Origin of the sequence: Rhizobium sp. 1399 (genome assembly GCF_031455475.1) — a bacterium.
Lineage (GTDB): Bacteria > Pseudomonadota > Alphaproteobacteria > Rhizobiales > Rhizobiaceae > Rhizobium.
In genome coordinates this window covers 269,693-289,386 of record NZ_JAVDSU010000005.1, presented here as the reverse complement: position 1 = coordinate 289,386, position 19,694 = coordinate 269,693, and the positions used below count along the sequence as shown (strand labels likewise).

Annotated in this window: 20 protein-coding genes; 11 read left to right on the top strand and 9 right to left on the bottom strand. The window is 60.0% G+C overall.

Going from position 1 to position 19,694, the window contains the following annotated elements:
- Positions 1 to 63: 63 nt before the first annotated feature.
- Positions 64 to 270, top strand: coding sequence for a hypothetical protein (locus J2X71_RS18780; RefSeq protein ID WP_310383990.1), 207 nt, complete (start codon positions 64 to 66; stop codon positions 268 to 270).
- A gap of 3 nt (positions 271 to 273) precedes the next feature.
- Here the strand turns inward: J2X71_RS18780 and J2X71_RS18775 are convergent, their stop codons facing one another.
- The 3 genes from J2X71_RS18775 to J2X71_RS18765 all read right to left on the bottom strand — a co-directional run bounded on the left by J2X71_RS18775 (position 274) and on the right by J2X71_RS18765 (position 2,972).
- Positions 274 to 1,344: a nickel/cobalt transporter gene (locus J2X71_RS18775; RefSeq protein WP_310383780.1), complete on the bottom strand. Its 1,071-nt coding sequence runs from the start codon at positions 1,342 to 1,344 to the stop codon at positions 274 to 276.
- Positions 1,338 to 1,979, bottom strand: a complete 642-nt coding sequence (locus J2X71_RS18770) for a DUF1007 family protein (RefSeq protein ID WP_310383778.1) — start codon at positions 1,977 to 1,979, stop codon at positions 1,338 to 1,340. Before J2X71_RS18770 ends, J2X71_RS18775 begins: the two co-directional genes overlap by 7 nt.
- Before the next feature lie 99 nt (positions 1,980 to 2,078).
- On the bottom strand, positions 2,079 to 2,972 hold the full coding sequence (locus J2X71_RS18765; RefSeq protein ID WP_310383776.1) for a LysR family transcriptional regulator: 894 nt from the start codon (positions 2,970 to 2,972) through the stop codon (positions 2,079 to 2,081).
- Positions 2,973 to 3,497: 525 nt separating this feature from the next.
- Here J2X71_RS18765 and odc2 point away from each other — a divergent pair.
- Both odc2 and J2X71_RS18755 read left to right on the top strand, forming a co-directional pair.
- Complete coding sequence (gene odc2 / locus J2X71_RS18760; protein ID WP_113321906.1) at positions 3,498 to 4,631, top strand: ornithine/lysine decarboxylase; 1,134 nt, start codon at positions 3,498 to 3,500, stop codon at positions 4,629 to 4,631.
- Positions 4,632 to 4,727: 96 nt separating this feature from the next.
- Complete coding sequence (locus J2X71_RS18755; RefSeq protein WP_310383773.1) at positions 4,728 to 5,318, top strand: N-acetyltransferase; 591 nt, start codon at positions 4,728 to 4,730, stop codon at positions 5,316 to 5,318.
- 61 nt (positions 5,319 to 5,379) lie between these two features.
- Here the strand turns inward: J2X71_RS18755 and J2X71_RS18750 are convergent, their stop codons facing one another.
- Complete coding sequence (locus tag J2X71_RS18750; RefSeq protein ID WP_310383771.1) at positions 5,380 to 6,345, bottom strand: NAD(P)-dependent oxidoreductase; 966 nt, start codon at positions 6,343 to 6,345, stop codon at positions 5,380 to 5,382.
- A gap of 163 nt (positions 6,346 to 6,508) precedes the next feature.
- Between J2X71_RS18750 and J2X71_RS18745 the strand changes: the two genes are divergently transcribed.
- Together J2X71_RS18745 and J2X71_RS18740 are read left to right on the top strand one after the other, a co-directional pair.
- The gene (locus tag J2X71_RS18745; RefSeq protein WP_310383768.1) at positions 6,509 to 7,519 is read left to right on the top strand and encodes a serine hydrolase; all 1,011 of its coding nucleotides are present in this window, start codon (positions 6,509 to 6,511) and stop codon (positions 7,517 to 7,519) included.
- A gap of 101 nt (positions 7,520 to 7,620) precedes the next feature.
- Positions 7,621 to 8,778 carry a GGDEF domain-containing protein gene (locus J2X71_RS18740; RefSeq protein ID WP_310383766.1) on the top strand — a complete coding sequence of 386 codons (1,158 nt, stop codon included), beginning with the start codon at positions 7,621 to 7,623 and terminating at the stop codon, positions 8,776 to 8,778.
- Here J2X71_RS18740 and cysE read toward each other — a convergent pair.
- The 4 genes from cysE to J2X71_RS18720 form a co-directional block, all read right to left on the bottom strand.
- Entirely contained in the window at positions 8,775 to 9,593 is an 819-nt protein-coding gene (gene cysE / locus J2X71_RS18735; RefSeq protein WP_405049728.1) for a serine O-acetyltransferase, read from the bottom strand. The genes J2X71_RS18740 and cysE overlap by 4 nt on opposite strands.
- Before the next feature lie 10 nt (positions 9,594 to 9,603).
- Positions 9,604 to 10,593 (bottom strand): WD40 repeat domain-containing protein, encoded by a 990-nt coding sequence (locus J2X71_RS18730; RefSeq protein ID WP_310383762.1) that lies wholly within the window; start codon positions 10,591 to 10,593, stop codon positions 9,604 to 9,606.
- The gene (locus J2X71_RS18725) at positions 10,593 to 11,684 is read right to left on the bottom strand and encodes a GTP-binding protein (protein ID WP_310383760.1); all 1,092 of its coding nucleotides are present in this window, start codon (positions 11,682 to 11,684) and stop codon (positions 10,593 to 10,595) included. The genes J2X71_RS18730 and J2X71_RS18725 overlap by 1 nt, the downstream gene beginning before the upstream one ends.
- A 143-nt stretch (positions 11,685 to 11,827) precedes the next feature.
- Positions 11,828 to 12,619, bottom strand: a complete 792-nt coding sequence (locus J2X71_RS18720; protein ID WP_310383759.1) for a creatininase family protein — start codon at positions 12,617 to 12,619, stop codon at positions 11,828 to 11,830.
- 84 nt (positions 12,620 to 12,703) lie between these two features.
- On the opposite strand from J2X71_RS18720, the gene J2X71_RS18715 reads away from it, so the two are divergent.
- From J2X71_RS18715 to J2X71_RS18700, 4 genes are all read left to right on the top strand, one after another.
- Complete coding sequence (locus J2X71_RS18715; RefSeq protein WP_310383757.1) at positions 12,704 to 13,213, top strand: MarR family transcriptional regulator; 510 nt, start codon at positions 12,704 to 12,706, stop codon at positions 13,211 to 13,213.
- A gap of 119 nt (positions 13,214 to 13,332) precedes the next feature.
- On the top strand, positions 13,333 to 14,355 hold the full coding sequence (locus J2X71_RS18710) for a LacI family DNA-binding transcriptional regulator (RefSeq protein WP_113321897.1): 1,023 nt from the start codon (positions 13,333 to 13,335) through the stop codon (positions 14,353 to 14,355).
- Positions 14,356 to 14,379: 24 nt separating this feature from the next.
- Positions 14,380 to 15,336: a 2-hydroxyacid dehydrogenase gene (locus tag J2X71_RS18705; protein ID WP_310383752.1), complete on the top strand. Its 957-nt coding sequence runs from the start codon at positions 14,380 to 14,382 to the stop codon at positions 15,334 to 15,336.
- 264 nt (positions 15,337 to 15,600) lie between these two features.
- On the top strand, positions 15,601 to 16,632 hold the full coding sequence (locus J2X71_RS18700; protein WP_310383750.1) for an aldo/keto reductase: 1,032 nt from the start codon (positions 15,601 to 15,603) through the stop codon (positions 16,630 to 16,632).
- Between the two features lie 56 nt (positions 16,633 to 16,688).
- Here the strand turns inward: J2X71_RS18700 and J2X71_RS18695 are convergent, their stop codons facing one another.
- Entirely contained in the window at positions 16,689 to 17,468 is a 780-nt protein-coding gene (locus tag J2X71_RS18695; protein ID WP_310383748.1) for a gamma-glutamyl-gamma-aminobutyrate hydrolase family protein, read from the bottom strand.
- Between the two features lie 334 nt (positions 17,469 to 17,802).
- Between J2X71_RS18695 and J2X71_RS18690 the strand changes: the two genes are divergently transcribed.
- A complete protein-coding gene (locus J2X71_RS18690; RefSeq protein WP_310383746.1) occupies positions 17,803 to 18,966 on the top strand; it encodes a toxic anion resistance protein in 1,164 nt (387 codons plus the stop codon).
- Positions 18,967 to 18,987: 21 nt separating this feature from the next.
- The gene (locus tag J2X71_RS18685) at positions 18,988 to 19,686 is read left to right on the top strand and encodes a TerD family protein (protein ID WP_310383744.1); all 699 of its coding nucleotides are present in this window, start codon (positions 18,988 to 18,990) and stop codon (positions 19,684 to 19,686) included.
- Positions 19,687 to 19,694 lie beyond the last annotated feature (8 nt).

Genomic DNA, 19,694 nt, shown 5'->3' with positions numbered 1-19,694 from the left:
GGCCAGTTGCCTTTGCGAAGCGGCTGGCCTATCCACTCCCGGACAAGAGGAGTGAGCATGTCCATGAGCCCGGAAAGCCGTTCGCAGGCGACCGCCGCCGCAATCATTCTGTTTTCTGCCGGGCTGGTGATCTACTTCCTGCCGACCATCGTGCTGTGGATCGGCAGTTTCTCGCCGACATTGGCGGTCATCGTCGGCGTCTGCCTGCTGATGTGTTTCTTCGGCATATTCTGGCTGCGAGCGCGCTATCAGCGTAGCAGAAAGCCCTGAAGACTATCCCTGCAGGGAGGCTCCGAGCAGCAATACACCCATCAATATTACAAGAATTGCACCTGATATCTCGATCGCATTGCCGATCCAGACGGAGGCAGACGAACCGCGGCCGGAGAGGCGCACCGCCGTGCTCTTGGCCGTGACGGCGAGCGTGGCAAGAATTGCAACGGTAATGGCGGTGCCGAGCGACATGGCGACGACCGAGAGCACGCCGCCGAGATAAAGCCCGTTCAGCAGTGAGAAGGTCATGACCAGCAATGCGCCGGAGCAGGGGCGCAAGCCCACAGCGATCACTGCAGACCATGCCTCACGCGCGTTAAACTTGTCGCCACTGACCAGCGAGGGATCGGGCAGGTGTGAATTGCCGCAGGTCTCGCAGACCATGCCGGGCACATAGGTATGGCCGGGGTCCACGGCCTGCGCCTTGCCGTTGAAGCTGAAATTGGCGCGCTGGCGTTCGGCGGCATTCTCCTTCCAGTCCAGCATCATGCTGACCGGCCCGGCCGGCGTTGCCATGAGCCGACGGCGTGGCAGGCTGCCGGCCATCGAGCGCAGCTTTCGGAAGAGCAGCCAGCCACCGAAGAGGATGACCATCACGAAGCTTGCGATTTCCATGGCCTGTGTTGCCATGGTCAGCGTGATACCGGTGCCGCGCAGCACCAGCCACGCGCCGCCGACAAGCACGACGGCCATAGCGCCCTGGACGAAGGCTGAGATGAAGGAGATGACGATGCCACGTCGAAGCTCGACTTCGTTGGCGATCATGTAGGACGAGATGACGGCCTTACCGTGGCCGGGGCCGGCGGCATGAAAGACGCCATAGGCAAAGGAAAGGCCGATCAGCGAGGAAAGCTGCCAGGGATCCTGGCGCATCTCCTTCAGCGCGCCAGTCAGCGCACGATAGAAGGCCTGCTGCTCGTAATTCACGTAGAGAAAGAGTGGCGCCAGCGGCCCGCCCGTCGGCTGGAAGCTCGGCTCGGCCGTACCGATGCCGAGCGGCGATTGCGCATGGGCAGCGACGGTCATGACAGCGATCGCAAGCAGGGCGAGGGGCAGGCGCTTTATCAGCATGTGACCTCCAGCCGCGTGGCAAAGAGCTTCGACATATTGGTGCCGGTCGGATCGTTGAAGAAAGCGTCGGTCAGCGACTGCTTGTTTTCCGAGATTACCTCGTCTGCGTCTGGGCGCACGACTGCGTGCTTGCAAGCCTTGAAGCCGTCGCCGACCGTGGCGAGTTCGTTGTCGGTCGGGAAGTCGATCGAGGTGTAGAGCGTCGGATCATAGACGCCGAAGGTCAGCTTGCCCTTCAGCGGCATCTTTTCGACCGGTTTGACCGCAAAAAACATCAGAAGCTGACCTTCCTTGTAGTCGACGTGGATGATGTCGGGCTTCTGGACGGTGATGTTCTTCCCGTTGATCGTCAAGTTCATGTAGTAATCGTAGTCGGCAAGCGAATCTCGGACCGTCTTGCCGACCTCGGCAAGTTCGTTCGGCTCCAACTTCAGATCGGTGTTCTTGTCGAAATCCATGACGACCGAAGAGGAGAAGACCTCATCGAAGCGCCAGACATTTCGCAGTTCCTGAATGCTGCCGTCGGGTGCTGCGACAACTTCCAGCCGCGCTTCCACGAAGATATGCGGATGGGCGAAGGCCGTGGCGGGGGCGAGCGAAAGAAGCCCAGCCGTCAGAAGTGTCGAACTTTTCATGCTTACCCGCTGCCCTGTTCGGTTGGGGTGATTTCTCACCAGAAAATGGGACGGAATTGGGACCGCCCCTGCGACGCTTGGGCGCGCATCCCGCTCGCTTCAGGGATGTTTCTTAAACCAGTTGTAAAGGTAGTCCACGAAGATCCTGACCTTTGCCGGCAGATAGCGGCGGTGCGGATAGACGGCATAGATGCCGCGGTCAGTCGGAATATAGTCGTTGAACAACGTCACCAGCCGACCGTCTTCGATCGGTTTGCGAGCGATAAAGTCTGGAATCAGCGCAATCCCGACCCCTGAGAGCGCGGCGCGCAGTGTCGCGTGCGGGCTGTTGACTTCCATCGGGCCGGAAACGGCGACCGCAAAGGAGGTGCTGTCGGGATTGTAGAAGCGGATGCTCGCCTGGTTGCGGGAATTGGTATCGACGATGAAGGGCACGTTGGAGATATCGCTCGGGTGCTCGATGTTGGGGTAGCGTTCGAGGAATTCCGGCGTGGCACAGATATGGACGCGGAAATCGGAGATCTTGCGGGCGATCATACCGGAATCTTCGAGTTTGGTGACGCGGACCGCGACGTCGAAGCCTTCCTCGATCAGGTCGACGAATCGGTCGTCGGCGGCAATCTCCAGCTGCAGGTTTGGATTTTCCTTGGCGAAGTCGATCAACGACTGGCCGACATCGGCATCGACGAAGGTGCGCGGCACAGAAACCTTCAGGCGGCCCTTCAGTTGCGCATTGTTCTCCCGCACGAGGTCGGCGAGGTTATCGATCTCCTTCAGGATGTCGGATGCCGTGCGATAATAGGTGTGTCCGGCCTCGGTCATCGAGAACTGACGGGTGGTGCGATTGAGCAGCAAGGCGCCGAGTTCGTCTTCCAGTTCGCGCACGTATTTCGAGAGCAGGGCCTTGGAGCGGCCGGTGCGCCGCGCAGCAGCAGAAAAACCTTCCGCTTCGACCACATCGATGAAGGCGCGTATGCGGGTCAGCGTGTCCATGATTCCTCCGATCTGTTTCAGAATATTGAACAAATCTGGCTGCTTTGTTCAATTTATTTTTTGGGGCGCGATCAAAAATTCTCTTGATTATGTCGGCGAATATTCTTATTTCCCACCCAGCCCAAAGTCGCACGTGCCCATGGGTGTCCGCCGAACCCTCGAATTGGTGAGGAAATCGGTAAGGTACCTGGAATTAACCCCTCCAGTCGCTATTCCGGCCAACCGGAAAATGCGAGGACGCCTGAAGCAACGACGGTGCGGGCCTTTTTGTTCTCTCCCTGCTTTCCATCAGCGGGGGTTACTGAAGAGGCACACCTTCATTGCCGGAAGTGCGGCAGGGATACTCCCTCCAATCCATGGCAGACAAAGCCGAACCCATACCGCATTCGCGGCGTTGGTTCACTATTCGCGCATCAAGCGCCGTCAAGGATCCGGGGTCTCCACCGGCTGGTTCCTGAGCGGTTCTTGTATGCCCTTTGTCCTCCGGTTCGTGCCGGAGCTCTGGAATTGGAAGAGGGAATCGATATGACCACCCAGCGCATCCGCGACTTTCTCGCAACCCGACGTCCCGACGGTCCCTGCCTCGTGGTTGACCTCGATGTCATCAGAGACAATTTCCACGCCTTCCGTCACGCGATGCCGGACAGCGCGATCTATTACGCCGTCAAGGCCAACCCAGCTCCGGAAGTCCTGAAGCTGCTCGCCAGCCTCGGTTCCAACTTCGATTGCGCGTCCGTCGCAGAAATCGAAATGGCGCTGGAAGCCGGTGCGACCGCAGCCCGTATCTCCTACGGCAACACGATCAAGAAGGAACGCGACGTCGCCCGTGCGCATGCACTCGGCGTCAGCCTCTTTGCAGTCGACAGCCACGAAGAAGTCGAGAAGATTTCCCGTGCAGCTCCGGGTGCGCGCGTTTTCTGCCGCGTCCTGACCGATGGTGAAGGCGCCGAATGGCCGCTGTCGCGCAAGTTCGGCTGCGTTCCGCAGATGGCCGTCGACGTTCTCGTCTATGCTCATCAGCTCGGCCTGCAGTCCTATGGCGTCTCGTTCCATGTCGGCTCGCAGATGACCAAGGTCGATGCCTGGGATTCGGCTCTTGCAGATGCCAAGCGCGTCTTCGTCCAGCTTGCCAAGCAGGGCATCCACCTGCAGATGGTCAATATGGGCGGCGGCTTCCCGACCAAGTATCTGCGCGATGTTCCGTCCGCAGAAGCTTACGGCAAGTCGATCTACCAGGCGCTGCGTACGCATTTCGGCAACCAGATCCCGCAGACGATCATCGAGCCAGGTCGCGGCATGGTTGGCAATGCAGGTGTCATCAAGGCTGAAGTCGTGCTGATTTCCAAGAAGTCGGACAATGACGACGCCCGCTGGGTCTTCCTCGACATCGGCAAGTTCGGCGGTCTCGCCGAGACGATGGACGAAGCCATTCGCTACCCGATCCGCACCGAACGCGACGGCGACGAGATGGAGCCCTGCGTGATCGCCGGCCCGACCTGTGACTCGGCCGACGTGCTGTACGAAAAGAACCTCTATCCGCTGCCGATGTCTCTGACGATCGGCGACGAGGTTCTGATCGAAGGTACAGGCGCCTACACGACGACCTACTCGGCAGTCGCTTTCAATGGCTTCGAGCCGCTGAAGGCCTACGTCATCTAAGGTCTTGTTTCTGCCAGCCCCGTAACCAGCCGGGGCGGCAACTTCACAATTTCCAGTCATCACCGCTGATAACGGTATTGGGTACGGGAGGCCAAGATGGCCGCTGTTCTTGATTCTGTCCGCGCATTCTTTGCGCCTGTTACTTTCACTATCGATGCGGAAAATCCGTCCGACGTCGTCGCTCGCGAAACCCTGCTCGATCGCGTCATGGGGCCGGATCGTCGCAAGAAGTCGTCGGAAATGATCCGCCGCAACCGTGTGCCGGCCGAAGGCCTGGCGCTGGTCGCGCGCGACCGCGACGGCCATGTGATCGGCACGGTGCGTCTGTGGAATGTCGAAGCCGGCATCAACTACGAGGGTACGCCGCTCGATGCGCTGCTGCTCGGCCCGCTCGCCGTCGACGGCAAGCATGGCGGCAAAGGCATCGGCTCGGCGCTGATGCGCGCGGCGATCCTCGAAGCAAAAAACCGCGGCCACGGCGCGATCCTGCTCGTCGGCGATGCGGACTATTACGAGCGCTTCGGCTTTTTTGCCGAGAAGGCTCGTCACCTTGTCATGCCCGGCCCCTTCGAACGCTCGCGCTTTCTGGCGCTTGAGCTCGTCGAGGGCTGGCTTGGCGGCGCGGCCGGCATGATCGTTCCTTCGGGACGCATGCTGGCCGGCGCGCCGGTCCGGAAGGCGGCCTGACCGGCTGAAGCCCCTCCCTTTCTCGGGAGGGGCTTTTTTGTTTAAGGTCATCGCCGAATGATCACGAAGCTTTTGCTTCGACGCGGCCATTTTCGATCAACCAGCGGACCGCTTCCTGCACGGCTTGCAACGAGCTGTATCGCGGTGTGAAGCCAAGCAACCGGCGGGCTTTTTCCATGGAGCAGTTGGGGCTGCGGGCGATGTGTTCCCAGGTGGCTCTCGCCTCTTCTGGGTTCTGTTTTTTTGCCCAGGCCTCAAAGGGAAGGAATTCCAGCTTCGCTTCCTGGCCAAACCACGCGGCCATCGCCTCGGCATAACCCCGCAGCGTCACCGCCTTTTCCGAAACGGCGTGGAAAGCCTGACCGATTGCGGCCTCAGGCTTTGCGATGGCGGCCATGAAGAGTTCTGCAATATCGTCGGCATGGACGTGATGCACGGTTTCCATACCGAAATTCGGCAGGGCCAGCGTTTCTCCACGTGCCAACGAGGTGAAAACCTCGGGATTGAAATGCCCGGCAGGGTTCAGCGGGTTCCAGCCGGGGCCGACGATATGGCCGGGATGGATGAGAGTTACCGGAAAATTCTTCTCGCGAGCCATCCGTAGCAGATCGGCTTCGATCGCGGCTTTCTTTACGCCGTAGTCGCCGAAGGGCTTCTTCGGTGCCTCCTCCGGCGTCGGCACGACGGTGGAGAAACCATGGGTCCAGATCGTGCCGGTATGGAGAAAATGGCGGACATGACCCTCAAGGGTGGTTGCGAGCTGTTCGTTGCTTTCAGGCGTGAAGCAGATCATGTCGATGACGATCTCACCCTCCAGCGCGCGGATCGCATCGCCGAAGCGGCCTTCCGCCTCGAGCGCTGCGCGATCCATATGCCTGATATCGACACGGCTCCACGCTTCATGTGCCTTATAAGGCGCGGCTGCGCCGCGACTGATCGCCACCACCTCATGGCCGGCCTCGACGAGGCGGGGTACGAGATAGGTGCCGACATGTCCTGTTGCTCCGATGACGATCACGCGAGCCATGCAGTCTCCTCCAGATGCGCATATGGGCGGGTCATGGGCAGTATGTCGTGCCGCTTCGCAGGACTGCAAGTGGCCAGTGCGCGGATCATAAAGTTTCACGTCCGCGTGAATCGGCGCTTTCCGCTGCTGATTTCGTCACGCAGCTGCGCTAGCTCATCGCTCCATGATCAAGCGCCTCGCTCTCTGCCTTTCACTGTTGCTCGTCCCTATTGCCGCTCTCGCCCAGCAGCAGGGAAGCTCCCTCTCAACTCTTCTGGACAGCCTCGGAGAGCGGGAGGAGTTGAAACCGCTGAAAAGCGTTGTTGTCGCCCGTGACGGGCGGGTGGTGGCGGAGCACGGCTATCGCGGTCATTCACCATCGGAATCGACCAATATCAAATCCGCATCGAAATCGATCATTTCAGCGTTGGTCGGCATTGCGATCGGCAAGGGCCTGCTGGAAGGACCGGACCAGAAGATCGCGCCGATCCTGAAGGCGGATCTACCGGCTTCGCCGGATCAGCGCCTCAACGAGATCACCATCGGCAATCTTCTCTCCATGCAGGCGGGGTTGGATCGCATGTCCGGGGCGAATTACGGGCGCTGGGTCTCCTCACGCAACTGGGTCCGCTTTGCGCTCTCGCAGCCTTTCGTTGATCAGCCCGGTGGAGAGATGCTCTATTCCACGGCCTCGACGCATCTTCTCTCCGCTATTTTGACCAAAGTCGGCGGCAAGTCGACGCTGGCGCTGGCGCGAGAGTGGCTCGGTCCCGTCGAGGGCTTTAGCATCGGTGCTTGGGAGCGCGATCCGCAAGGCATCTATCTCGGCGGCAACCAGATGGCGATGAGCGCCCGATCCTTGCTTGCTTTCGGTGAGCTTTACCGCAACGGCGGGCGCACGGACGAAGGCAAACAGGTGGTTCCGGCGGACTGGGTTGCCCAATCCTGGCAGCGCCGCACCAATTCGCGCTTCTCGGGTGATGAATATGGTTACGGCTGGTTTACGCGGCAGATCGGCGGAGAGCAGGTGCATTTCGCCTGGGGCTATGGAGGCCAGATGCTCTATATCGTGCCGTCGCTCAATCTCACGGTCGTCATGACCTCGGAGGAGAGCGGCCCTTCCGCGCGCAACGGCTATCGGGATTCGCTGCACGGCCTGCTGGCTGACATCATCGGCGCGGTACGGGCCGCCTGACGCTGAAAAACCAAATGTCGCTAAATTTTTAGCGAAGCATCCAATCAAACTGCAAATCGCTTCCTGTATGGTCTGCGGTGTGGGACTTCGGGATAGGCTCGATGCTGCTGGATCTGCGGACAATTTATTTCATCGTTGCGGTGAGCTGCGTCGTTCTGAGCGCTCTCCAGTTCGCTGCCTATGCGACGGGCCGCTTCGAACGCTGGCCGCTCTGGTGGGGCGCCAGCAACCTGCTCGTCGGTATCGGTTCCTTCCTCGTCGCGCTGCGCAATCTCGTTCCCTACTATATCTCCATCGACGCGGGTAATGTGCTGACCATCGTCGGCTACATGCTGATGTTCTTTGCCGCCCGCGCCTTTGCGGGACATCCCATCGACCGGCGCTATTCCTGGCTCGTGATAGTCTGCGGCAGCATGCCCGTGGCGCTTTTCATCAGCGATCCCGCAGCGATATCTGAGCGTCTCCTCTATGTCTCGGTGATCTGCTGCCTCTGTGATATCACGATCGCCAGGGAAGCAGCCGGCATTCTCCGCCGCGAGAAACTTTATTCGGCGGCTCTTCTTCTGGGGCTTTACGTCGTCACCGCGGCGATCTTCGCAGTTCGCAGCCTTCTCGCCGCAACCGGAGACATCGGCGGGCCGGATCCCTTCGGCGGCAGCGTCATCCATAGCTGGATGGCGGTATCGGCCGTGGCCTTCATCATGCTTCGCAGCATGGCAATGGTGCTGATGGCGGCCGAAAGGAGCCGGAACCAGCTCATCGAGCTTGCGCATCACGATCCCCTGACCGGAATGCTCAACCGTAGCGGCCTTGCCCAGCATGTGCCGTTGCTTACCGGCCAGCCGGTATCGCTCCTCGTCATCGATATCGACAATTTCAAGCAGTTGAACGACCAGCATGGTCATGCCGCCGGCGACGAGGTCCTGCGACTTTTCTCTAAAGTGTCGAAGGGCATCATGCGCTCCGGAGATCTGCTCGCCCGGCAAGGCGGGGATGAATTCCTGGCGGTGCTCCGCAATGTCGATCGGGACGAGGCGATAGAGATCGCAAACCGCATCCGTCTTTCCTTTGCGGCAGCCGTCATGCAGATGCCGGATCTGGCGATCTTCCCAACGTTGAGCATCGGCGTTTCCACACGCACGGACGAGGCCGGGGATTTCGAGCGGCTCGTGCAGAAGGCGGATGAGGCGCTCTACCGTTCGAAGCGCGAAGGCCGCAACCGCGTCGAGGCGGCAGGAGAAAACCAGCAAGCCGCTTAGATATTCTGATCCATCGTTTCGGCCGGAATTTCATCATTGCGATGAATACGCACGACAGCCGCCGGAACACCGGCAACCGTGCAATGAGCTGGGACCGCTTTCAGTACGACACTGCCGGCCGCGATCTTGCTGAAAGCGCCGATCTCGATATTACCGAGGATCTTTGCACCGGCGCCGATCATCACGCCGTGGCGGATTTTCGGGTGGCGATCACCTGTCTCCTTGCCCGTACCACCAAGCGTAACGTTCTGCAGGATAGAGACTTCATCTTCGATGACGGCCGTCTCGCCGATGACGATGCCCGACCCATGGTCGAGCATGATCGAGGAACCGATCCGTGCAGCCGGATGGATATCCGGGCCGAAAACCAGCGAGGCGAGGTTGGAAAGCCAGCTCGCAATCTCGACACGGCCAGCCATCCACAGGGCATGGGCAATGCGATGGGTCTGTAGGGCGTGAAAGCCCTTGAGGTTCAACAATGCGTGCAGATAGGTGGTGCAGGCGGGATCTCGTTCGCGCACGGCCAGAAGATCGGCTTCGATGGCGGCGCCGATATCGGGGTGTTCCTGTAGTATGCTATAAAATAGCTGGAACAGGTCTTCGGCATCGACCCTCGCGACCGAGAGGCGCGCCGAAATCACATGCGCGATGATATCGGCGTCATTCTCTGCGCCGATGATCTGTGTCGAAAGCAGTTTACGAAGAGTGGGCTCGCGATCTGCCAGATCGATAGCTTCGGCACGGATGGTGGGCCACGGAGAACCCATGCTACCTCCCGCCCGCTCTTCTGGTGCTGCTATCCTTGTCATCGGCATCCGCTTTTCCTCAAGCCGCAATATCCACTACACCGCAATCGCCGGTCTCGGAAGCAAAAGCGAGCAGCTTGCCGTCCTTGCTCCAGCTCATACCGGTGATAGCGCCCTTGCCGGGGCGGCGCAGTAGCGCTTCCTTACTGTCGGCGAGGCGAACGGCAAGGATCATGCCGTCGATGAAGCCAATGGCGAGTATATCCTCGACCGGGTGGAATTTCACCGCAGTTGCCATGATGTTGGAGCGCGTGCCGAGCTCCAGTGGCGCCTTGCCCATCGGACCGTCCTTGCCCTGGAAGGGCCAGACGATGGCGGCAGGCGCACCGGAGGAGGCAAGCCACTTGCCCTTCGCGGACCAGGAGAGCGACTTCACCTTGGCCGGATAGCCGGTCATACGCATGTGGCGGGCTTCGGTGCCCGACTTGACGTCGAGCTTCCAGCCGTGAAGCGCATTTTCCTGCATTGATGTGACCAGGAAATTGCCGTCGGGCGAGAACGTGACGCCGGTATGGGCGCCCTTCCATTCGAGATCAACAGGCTTGGCGCTTGTGCCGACCCAATGCAGCGATACGCCGTTATAACGAGCGGCTGCGATGCGCAGGCCCTTGGGCGCGAAGGCGATGCCTTCGACCGTGCGCTCTTCGGGAAATTCCTTCGTCGTGCCATCGGCGAGGCGCACGAGCGTGCTCTTGCCATAGGAATAAGCGATCGCACCCTGCGGGCCGGCGGCGACTTGAGAAATCCATTTGCGCGGGGCCGAGGCAATTTCGCTGACGCTGCCGTCAGCAGCGATGCGCAGCACCTTGCCATCCTCGCCGCCCGAAATCAGGCTTTCGCTGTAGGGATCACGGATCGCCGTCAGCATGCCCTGATGGGCTTCGATGACCTTGTCGCCGCCACCGAGCCGGTGAAAAGTACCGTTGGCATTCGCGAAGAAGGGAACATCACCTAAAAATTCGACGGCCAGAACGTGGCCGTCGAGATCAAGCGGTGCAACTGTTGGCATCAGGCAGTCGCCTCGCACGCCTTGAAGGATTCTTCCAGTTTGGCGCGGTCGAGGTCGCGACCGATGAAGACGAGACGGCTCTCGTGCTTCTCTCCGTCCTTCCAAGGACGCTGATGGTCGCCTTCGATGATCATATGCACGCCCTGGACGACGTAGCGCTCGGCGTCACCCTTGAAGGCGATGATGCCCTTGAGGCGCAGAATGCTTGGGCCCTGCGTCTGGGTGATCTTCTGGATCCAGGGGAAGAAGCGCTCCGGGTTCATCTCGCCGCCGCGCAGCGAAACGGACTGCACCGTTATGTCATGGATGGCCGACATCTCACCATGATGATGGTGGTGATGGTCGTGGTCATGATCGTGATGATGGTGATCATGACCATGGTGATCATGATCGCAGTCCGGGCCGCAGACATGATCGTCATGGCCGTGCTCGAGGAAATGTGGATCGTTTTCCAGCGCGCGCTCTAGATTGAAGGCGCCCTGGTCCAGAACGCGGGCGAGATCAACGCCGGAACGGCTCGTCTTATAGACGCGAGCAGCCGGGTTGATGGCGTTCACGATGTCTTCGATCTGCGCCAGTTCTTCTGGCGTGACGAGATCGGTCTTGTTGATGATGACGACGTCGGCGAAGGCGATCTGGTCCTCGGCCTCGCGGCTGTCCTTCAGGCGCAGCGGCAGATGCTTGGCATCGACGAGGGCAACGACGGCGTCGAGTTCGGTCTTGGCGCGGACGTCATCATCCATGAAGAAGGTCTGAGCGACCGGAACCGGATCGGCAAGGCCGGTTGTTTCGACGATGATGCCGTCAAAGCGGCCGGGACGGCGCATCAGGCCCTCGACGACGCGGATCAGGTCGCCTCGGACCGTGCAGCACACACAGCCATTGTTCATTTCGTAGATTTCTTCGTCGGATTCGACGATCAGGTCGTTGTCGATGCCGATCTCGCCGAACTCGTTGACGATGACTGCATATTTCTTGCCGTGGTTTTCGGAAAGGATGCGGTTGAGCAGCGTCGTCTTGCCGGCACCGAGATAACCGGTGAGCACGGTGACGGGGATGGGCTTCTGCTGTGTCTGGATCGCGTCGGTCATGAGAACCTCGAAAGTAGGATATTGACCCCGAGGGCAAAGTGCGGGGCCTGAATGGGTCGGTTTCATATAGGCGCTTGGAAGCGGCAGTTCAAAGGGTTTTGTATGTTATAAGATCACATTGCTTTCTATGCAAAGCCGCGCCTTCATCGCAGCGTTTCTGCGTCGAAAGCATCGACATCCTGCAGCAGCTCCACCAATCCGCTGACCGCATGGGCTATCAGCGCCTCACCCTTTTCTGCAGTCGCCTTTTTCGCATTGCCTGCAGCGCCTTGCGGGTTGAGATCGGACATCTTCCAGCCGAAGGCATGCGGGCCATAGGCGCGCAGGTGCTTGAAGCACCGGGCGAACTCTGTCTGGTTGGAAGGGAAGTCGGCAGCTTTCTCCATATCCACCCTGCTCGGATAGAGCGCCAGCATGACGGATGTTTCGATATCTCCGCCATGAATGTCTACAGCCTTTTCATCCGGCAAGATCACACCCTCCGGCAGGCCGAAGCGGGTCCAGCTCGTGGCGACGGCCAGCATGCTGAAGCGCACACGCGCTTCCGTGGCGACGATGGTCATCAGCGGCGAGTTGCCGCCATGGGCATTCAGCATCACGAATTTGCGGATACCGAGCTTCGAGAGGTTTTCAGCGATATCGAGCCAGCGCTTTACGGCTGTATCAAAAGGGAGCGTCTTCGTTCCTTCAACATCCATGTGCTCTAAGGAGTAGCCGACCGATTCGATGGGGAGTACGGTGACGGGCAAACCGGCCGGCAGGGCGGTTTTCAGCCTGTTGACGATGCCCTGCGCGATCAATGTGTCGGTTTCGAAGGGCAGATGGGGGCCGTGCTGTTCATGTGCGCCGAGTGGCAGGACCGCTATCCACCGGCGGCGTGCCTTCGGAGCGAGTGCCGGATCATTGTCCTCGAAACGGAACGACGGAACCAACATCGGGCGTTGCCTCTTGTTTATGACGAGATGATGGGCAATGTCATAACCCAGCCTGGGCAGTGCTTAAAGATCAAAGGGATGGCAATGGGCAAGAAGCATAAGGACGGCAAGAAGCACAAGAAAAAGAAGGACCAGACCGAGTATACGCTTGTCGATTTTTCGCCGGCTCTGACGCAGGCTGCTCGCTCCATGCGTACGGTCCTGTCGCGCAACCTTCTTGAAAGTGGTCTCTATGCCGGCCAGGACGGGGTCATCACTTCCCTTGCCGAAAGCGATGGTATGACAGCCGGCGGGCTTGCCCAGAAGCTCGGTGTCAAGGCGCCCACCATGACCCGCACCATCGGCCGCATGGAGGCTCAGGGCTTCCTGGAACGCAAGCCTGACGCCGAAGACGCCCGCCTCACCAAGGTATACCTCACTGAACTCGGTCGTGGCAGCGTGCAGGCAATCGAGCTTGCGGCTTCCTCCTGCGACAAGCTGGCGACGCTCGATTTCTCCGAAAAGGAGATCCGCAATCTGGTGCGTCTGCTCAAGGCGATCGACGCCAATCTGCAGGCGGAGGCAATGCATGTCGACGAAGATGAGGAAGACTGAAAATTTCCTCAAAAGGCGAATTGCCTGCGCCGCTTAAATCTTTTAATTAAACTTTTTAAGGCTGGCGTTGCACCGCGGCAGCCGTCGACCAGCTTCACGCGTTGCCCGGAGGAGGAGACGTGGTTCAGAAGATCAAGCTTTCGACGATTGCCGAAACACTCGGCATATCAACGGCGACCGTTTCCCTTGCCTTACGCGACAGTCCGCTGGTTGCCGGCAATACTCGCGAAAAGATCAAGGAACAGGCCCGCGCGCTCGGTTACATCTACAATCGCCGCGCCGCCAGCCTGCGCACGTCACGCTCCGGCATTATCGGCGTTGTCGTTCACGACATCATGAACCCGTTCTACGGGGAAATCCTGAAGGCGATCGAAAGCGAACTCGATCGCAGCCGCCACACCTTCATTCTCTCCAATCACTACGATTCCGTCGAGAAGCAGCGCACCTTCATCGAAACCCTGCTGCAGCTCGGTGGTGACGGGGTCATCATGTCGCCGGCGATCGGCACGCCGCCGGAGGATATCCAGCTCGCGGAAGAAAACGGCATGCCGGCGATCCTCGTCGCCCGTTCCATGGACAGCCAGGATGTGCCGACTTATCGCGGCGACGACAGCTACGGCATTTCGCTTGCCACCAACCACCTGATCGGCCTCGGCCATCGCACGATCGCGATGATCGGCGGTACGGACCAGACCTCGACTGGGCGCGACCGCTATCAGGGCTATGTCAATGCGCTGCGCAAGGCCGGCATCGAGGTCGATCCGAACCTGCGCATTCCCGGCCCGCGCTCGAAGCAGGGCGGTTTCGAGGCCGCGGTACATTTCCTTTCCCTGCCGCAGAAGCCTACGGCGGCCGTCTGCTGGAACGATCTGGTCGCGATCGGCCTTATGAACGGTATCGCCCGCGCGGGCCTCGTGCCTGGCAGCGATATCTCGGTGACCGGCTATGACGATCTGGAGGAAGCTTCGATCGCCACGCCGGCACTGACCACCGTCTGGAACGGCCAGACGGAGGTTGGACGTCTTGCCGCCCGCGCCCTACTTGATCGACTTGCCGGCAGTCATGAGCCTGATGGCATCCATCTCATCAAGCCGGAAATGCGTATCCGCCAGTCCACAAGCCCTTATCGGCCGCGTTCCTGACCGCCGAAGCCAAGAGGAAAAGCCATGTCCCGCATTGCCGTTCTCGTTCCCGGGAAGATACATGATCGCGTTCTCGCCCAGCTGAAGGATCGTTTCGAAGTAGTAACCGTCGATCGCGACGAGACGCTGAAGCTCGATGCCGAGACGGCGAAACGTATTCGCGGCGTGGCGCTCAGCGGAGTTTTCCCGGTCGCCTGGTTCGAACAATTGCCGAATGTGGAGATCGTCGCCAGTTTCGGGGTGGGTTACGACGGCATCGATGCGAAGCTTGCAGGTTCGAAGGGCATCATCGTCACCAATACGCCCGACGTGTTGAACGACGAGGTGGCCGACACAGCCATTGCGCTTCTGCTAAACGCCATTCGCGAGCTGCCGAAGGCCGAGGCCTGGCTGCGGGGCGGCAACTGGAAGCCGGGTTCTGCCTATCCGCTGACGCGCTTTTCCCTGAAAGGCCGCCATGTCGGCCTCTATGGCCTTGGCCGCATCGGTCTTGAGATCGCCAAGCGCCTGGAACCCTTCAAGGTGAAGATCAGCTATCACACCCGCTCCCGCCATGCCGATGCGCCCTATGATTATCATCCGACGCTGAAGGGTCTTGCCGAGGCCGTCGACACGCTGATTGCGATCGTGCCGAAAACGCCGCAGACGCACCGCACGATCAACGCGGAGGTTCTTTCTGCGCTCGGCTCTGATGGCATCGTCGTCAATGTCGGCCGCGGCTGGACGATGGATGAGGATGCGTTGATTGCTGCGCTCAATGCAGGCACTATCGGTGGCGCCGGCCTCGATGTCTTCTATGACGAGCCGAACGTGCCGGCCGGTCTGCTTTCCGCACCGAATACCGTGCTGGTGCCGCATGTCGGCTCGGCCTCCATCCCGACGCGCAATGCGATGGCGGATCTGGTGGCGGAAAACCTCGTCTCGTGGTTCGAGCAGGGCAAGCCGGTGACACCCGTTGCGGAAACTTCGGTCAAGCAATAGGCCGTTCCCCCCCCTCCTTCCGTGAAGGCGGAGAGCGCGTTTCGCTTGTTCCTATTTTGCCGTTAGTCTTTTTCCTGTTTCCCACTTGGTCGACCGGGAAGGATTGGCTATGATTACCTCCGGCCGCGTCCATTCCCAGCGGCCGTGATTTCATCGGCGGCATTTCGCCGTCTCAAGCTTACACATAGCGATTTGATCGGGGAGCGTCTGCTCCGCCCGGCGACTTTTCGTGCGGGCAGCCGGCGCCTCTGGAAGGAGGCAGAAATGGATTATCGCAAGCTCGGTCCCAGCGGGGCCATCGTCACCGCATATTGCCTGGGTACCATGACCTTCGGGAAGGAGTCCGATGAGGCGGCTTCCTTCAAGATGCTCGACGACTACTTCGCCTGGGGCGGCAATTTCATCGACACGGCAGACGTCTATAGCAACGGTGTATCGGAGGAGATCATCGGTCGCTGGCTGAAGGCGCGTCCCGCGCAGGCAAAGCAGGCTGTCATCGCCACGAAGGGCCGTTTCCCGATGGGCGACGGGCCGAACGATATCGGCCTTTCCCGCCGCCATCTCAATCAGGCGCTGAACGACTCGCTGCGTCGCCTCGACGTCGAGCATATCGATCTCTACCAGATGCATGCCTGGGATGCGCTGACACCGATCGAGGAGACGCTGCGATTTCTTGATGATGCCGTTCGCGCGGGCAAGATCGGTTACTACGGCTTCTCCAACTATGTCGGCTGGCACATTGCCAAGGCTTCCGAGATCGCCAAGGCAAAGGGCTATACGCGCCCAGTGACGCTGCAGCCGCAGTATAACCTGTTGATGCGCGACATCGAGCTCGAGATCGTCGATGCCTGCCAGGATGCAGGCATGGGCCTGCTGCCCTGGTCGCCGCTCGGCGGTGGCTGGCTGACTGGCAAGTACAAGCGCGACGAGACGCCGACAGGTGCGACGCGCCTCGGCGAAAATCCCAATCGCGGCGGCGAGGCCTATGCTGCCCGTAACGCGCAGGAGCGGACCTGGGATATCATCAGCACTGTCGAGGAGATTGCCAAGGCACGCGCCGTCAGCATGGCGCAGGTGGCGCTTTCCTGGGTGGCCGCGCGTCCGGCAGTGACCTCGGTCATTCTCGGCGCACGCACATCCGAACAGCTCGCCGACAATCTCGCTGCGGCGGAATTCGTGCTTTCGGCCGAAGAGACGGCAAAGCTCAACGAAGTCAGCGCGCCGACGCCGGGGCAATATCCGTATGGTGCGAATGGCACCAACCAGCGTCACCGCAAGATCGAAGGCGGCCGCTGAGCCATTGAGTTGGAGATGAAGAAGGCCGTCGGAGCGATCCGGCGGCCTTTCCGTTTTCAGGCGATTGCCTGTGCCTGAAGCAGCGGCAACTTGCTGGCGGCGTAATCTCTGACGGCATCGCCGAAAGCGGCAAAGAGCTTGTTCGAGGGCTTGTCGGTCTCGGCCCAGTATTCCGGGTGCCACTGCACGCCGACTGCGAAGGCCTTGGCGTCGATGACGGAGACGGCTTCGATCGTGCCGTCCTCTGCTGTGGCTTCGACCTGCAGGCGCGGGGCGGTCTTGCCGATTGCCTGACGATGCAGCGAGTTGACGCGAATTTCACCGGCGCCGATGATACCGGCGATGCAGGAGCCTTCCTTGACGAAGACGCTCTGGCGGATCGCATACATGCTGTCGCGATCTTTCACATCGGGTTTCCGGTGGTCCCAGATGCCGGGCTGTTCCTGGATTTCGCTCGCAAGCGAGCCGCCAAGCGCAACATTCAATTCCTGAATGCCGCGGCAGATGGCAAGAAGCGGGACAGCCCGGTCGATGGCGCGGCGGATGAGCGGCAGGCTGGTGGCGTCGCGGGCCGGGTCAAAGGGGCCATCGGCTTCGGTGGCTTCGATGCCATAGAGCGAGGGATGCACATTGCTTGCCGAGCCGGAAACCAGCACGCCGTCCACGCGATCGAGAATGGCATCTGTGTCATAGCCTTCCTCAAAGGCGGGAATGATGAAGGCCATTACGCCGGCAGCATTCAGCGCCGCGCGCACATATTGCTGCTGCACTGCATGCCAGGTCGCGCCATCAAGGCTGCGGATATCGGCAGGAATCGCAACGATCGGTTTCGTCATTTTTTGCCCCGAAGAAAACAATATCGGATGTTTGTGCGGCCAGATCGACCGTGAAGTCAACGCTTGGATGCACGCGGTGGCCAAATTGCGGCCGCTCAAAAGTCCGGTGTTTACTGGAAGTTGGCTAAATAATTGATTTTAAAGTTTTCCAGCTCTTTCAAGTTTCAAACGCAACAATATTGGAATGTCGGTAAACACATCCAATATTGTTGGGGATCGTGTTGCCGAGTGTCATCCCTTGAATTACATTCCACCTGATTTATGCAACCTGTGTTCGTAATTTTCGTGCGGCTTGACCGTATCGTTAAGAGGACGGACCAAGAGGATTGACGGCATGTCGGAACCGAAGACGACGGCACTCGAGAAACCTGACCTCATGCCGTCGATCGCGGCTGGCGGCCCGCCTGCCGTAGTGACCGTCGTGCTTCCGCTGGAAAAGGCTGGCGATATCAGCGATCTGGCAGAACGATATCGGTTGGCGACGGCAGAGCCGCATACGCTTGTTACCTTCGGCCAGGAAGCCATCAGCAGTTTCGGTGCCAAGCTGGATACTATTCTCTCGCAGATCACCAACGCCCAGTCGCCGGTGCTTTTCGAGCTTTTCCGCACGATTCGCGAGGGCGTGAAGGATGCGGATCTGAAAGAGCTGGAGGCAAGCATCCGGGAGAAGCTGAAGGGAAGCTTTCTCGAACGTCTGCTGATCGCAATCGGTCTTGGCGACCCCGCCAAACGGCTGAAGGCCGTGACGGATGAAGTGCGCGGCATGCTGCAGAGCAAGGCGAAGTCGCTCAGCGATCTCATCAAGCCGATGGAAGCCCAGATTGATGAGGAAAGCGGCAAGCTCATTCTCGAAGTCTCGCGCATGAGCACCCTGGCGGAGGGATATCGCGATACCATCGTTTCGCTCGGGGTCTTCGTCGAGGCCGGCCGTCGCATCATCGCTGACGCAGGCAGGGATCTCGAACGGCTAAAGCAAGAAGCGGTCTCGGGCGATCCGCTCAAGGTTCAGGAGGCTCGCGACTTCTCGCAGAAGCTGGATATCTTCCAGAACCGCGTGCTCGTTCTTGAAACGGCTTACGCCAAGGCGCCGACGGATCTCGACTCGATCGGCATTGCGCGGGGTGCGGCTCTTGCGACGCTCGCTGACACCGTCTCCTCTGCCAATGCCGAATTCAACGACATCAAGTCGATCCTGATCAGGCTGCATGCGCTCTTCCAGATGCAGTCGATCCAGCAGATCAATGCCATGCGGCGTGAGCTGCGGGCCTCGCTGCAGCAATATGGCTCGCAGGTGCTCGAAGATGTTTCGGTCAATGCGGTCAAGGCAGCTGGCGAAACCCGGCTTGCGGATGCCGATCTTGTGCTCGGTACCGCCCAGCGGCTGCGGGCGATCGCCGACAAGGTCGTTGCCGAAGGCGAGCGCAACAAGGAGCGTTATGCCGCCGCCCGTACCAAGCTTGAACAAGCACGCCAGATCGTGATTGCCCGCCCGATCTGAGACCTCAGGAGAAGACAGCGCATGGCAACCTTCAATCTCAACAAGGGTCAGTCGTTCCAGATCCAGAAAGAGATCCAGCTCGTTCATTCCGGATTGGTCTGGGATCCGCCGGAAGGCTCCGGCCCGGCCTTCGACCTCGATGTCCATTGTTTTGCGCTGGTTCATCCCGGTGGCGATTCAAACCGGGCGCGGCTCTACAATGACGGTTCGCATGCACTGTGTTACGCATTCGTGCGCAGCTCCAGCAATCCCGAGGGATCACTGTCCAAGAATGCCGATGGATCCTTCCAGACGGATGACGGCTCGATGTGGCATGAGCGCGACGACCGCACCGGACGCGGCGCTCTCACGAAGCCGGAGCCCGATGACGATGACGATCATCATGGCGGCGGTCATCACGACGAGGGGTTTCGCGAGGAGTTCAAGATCGTGCTGGCGAAGCTGCCGCACGAGATTTCCGAGCTCGCCGTTTGGGCAACGATCCACGATGCTGCTCGCAAGAAGCAGGATTTCGGCAAGGTCAAGAACGCCTATATCGAAGTCTGCGATGCCATGGACGACGAGCTCTGCCGCTATCAGCTGACGGCCGAATTTGCCGGCAAGACGACGATCCAGGTTGCGTCCTTCCTGAAGCAGGCGGACGGATCCTGGAAATTCTATGCCGTCGGCGCGGGATCGAATGCCGGGCTCGGCGATGTCATTCAGGCCTATCTCGGCTGAGCGGAGGC

Coding starts and splice junctions, on each gene's coding strand:
- J2X71_RS18780 (WP_310383990.1), top strand. CDS start 64: ATGAGCCCGGAAAGCCGTTCGCAGGCGACCGCCGCCGCAATCATTCTG.
- J2X71_RS18775 (WP_310383780.1), bottom strand. CDS start 1,344: ATGCTGATAAAGCGCCTGCCCCTCGCCCTGCTTGCGATCGCTGTCATG.
- J2X71_RS18770 (WP_310383778.1), bottom strand. CDS start 1,979: ATGAAAAGTTCGACACTTCTGACGGCTGGGCTTCTTTCGCTCGCCCCC.
- J2X71_RS18765 (WP_310383776.1), bottom strand. CDS start 2,972: ATGGACACGCTGACCCGCATACGCGCCTTCATCGATGTGGTCGAAGCG.
- odc2 (WP_113321906.1), top strand. CDS start 3,498: ATGACCACCCAGCGCATCCGCGACTTTCTCGCAACCCGACGTCCCGAC.
- J2X71_RS18755 (WP_310383773.1), top strand. CDS start 4,728: ATGGCCGCTGTTCTTGATTCTGTCCGCGCATTCTTTGCGCCTGTTACT.
- J2X71_RS18750 (WP_310383771.1), bottom strand. CDS start 6,345: ATGGCTCGCGTGATCGTCATCGGAGCAACAGGACATGTCGGCACCTAT.
- J2X71_RS18745 (WP_310383768.1), top strand. CDS start 6,509: ATGATCAAGCGCCTCGCTCTCTGCCTTTCACTGTTGCTCGTCCCTATT.
- J2X71_RS18740 (WP_310383766.1), top strand. CDS start 7,621: ATGCTGCTGGATCTGCGGACAATTTATTTCATCGTTGCGGTGAGCTGC.
- cysE (WP_405049728.1), bottom strand. CDS start 9,593: ATGCCGATGACAAGGATAGCAGCACCAGAAGAGCGGGCGGGAGGTAGC.
- J2X71_RS18730 (WP_310383762.1), bottom strand. CDS start 10,593: ATGCCAACAGTTGCACCGCTTGATCTCGACGGCCACGTTCTGGCCGTC.
- J2X71_RS18725 (WP_310383760.1), bottom strand. CDS start 11,684: ATGACCGACGCGATCCAGACACAGCAGAAGCCCATCCCCGTCACCGTG.
- J2X71_RS18720 (WP_310383759.1), bottom strand. CDS start 12,619: ATGTTGGTTCCGTCGTTCCGTTTCGAGGACAATGATCCGGCACTCGCT.
- J2X71_RS18715 (WP_310383757.1), top strand. CDS start 12,704: ATGGGCAAGAAGCATAAGGACGGCAAGAAGCACAAGAAAAAGAAGGAC.
- J2X71_RS18705 (WP_310383752.1), top strand. CDS start 14,380: ATGTCCCGCATTGCCGTTCTCGTTCCCGGGAAGATACATGATCGCGTT.
- J2X71_RS18700 (WP_310383750.1), top strand. CDS start 15,601: ATGGATTATCGCAAGCTCGGTCCCAGCGGGGCCATCGTCACCGCATAT.
- J2X71_RS18695 (WP_310383748.1), bottom strand. CDS start 17,468: ATGACGAAACCGATCGTTGCGATTCCTGCCGATATCCGCAGCCTTGAT.
- J2X71_RS18690 (WP_310383746.1), top strand. CDS start 17,803: ATGTCGGAACCGAAGACGACGGCACTCGAGAAACCTGACCTCATGCCG.
- J2X71_RS18685 (WP_310383744.1), top strand. CDS start 18,988: ATGGCAACCTTCAATCTCAACAAGGGTCAGTCGTTCCAGATCCAGAAA.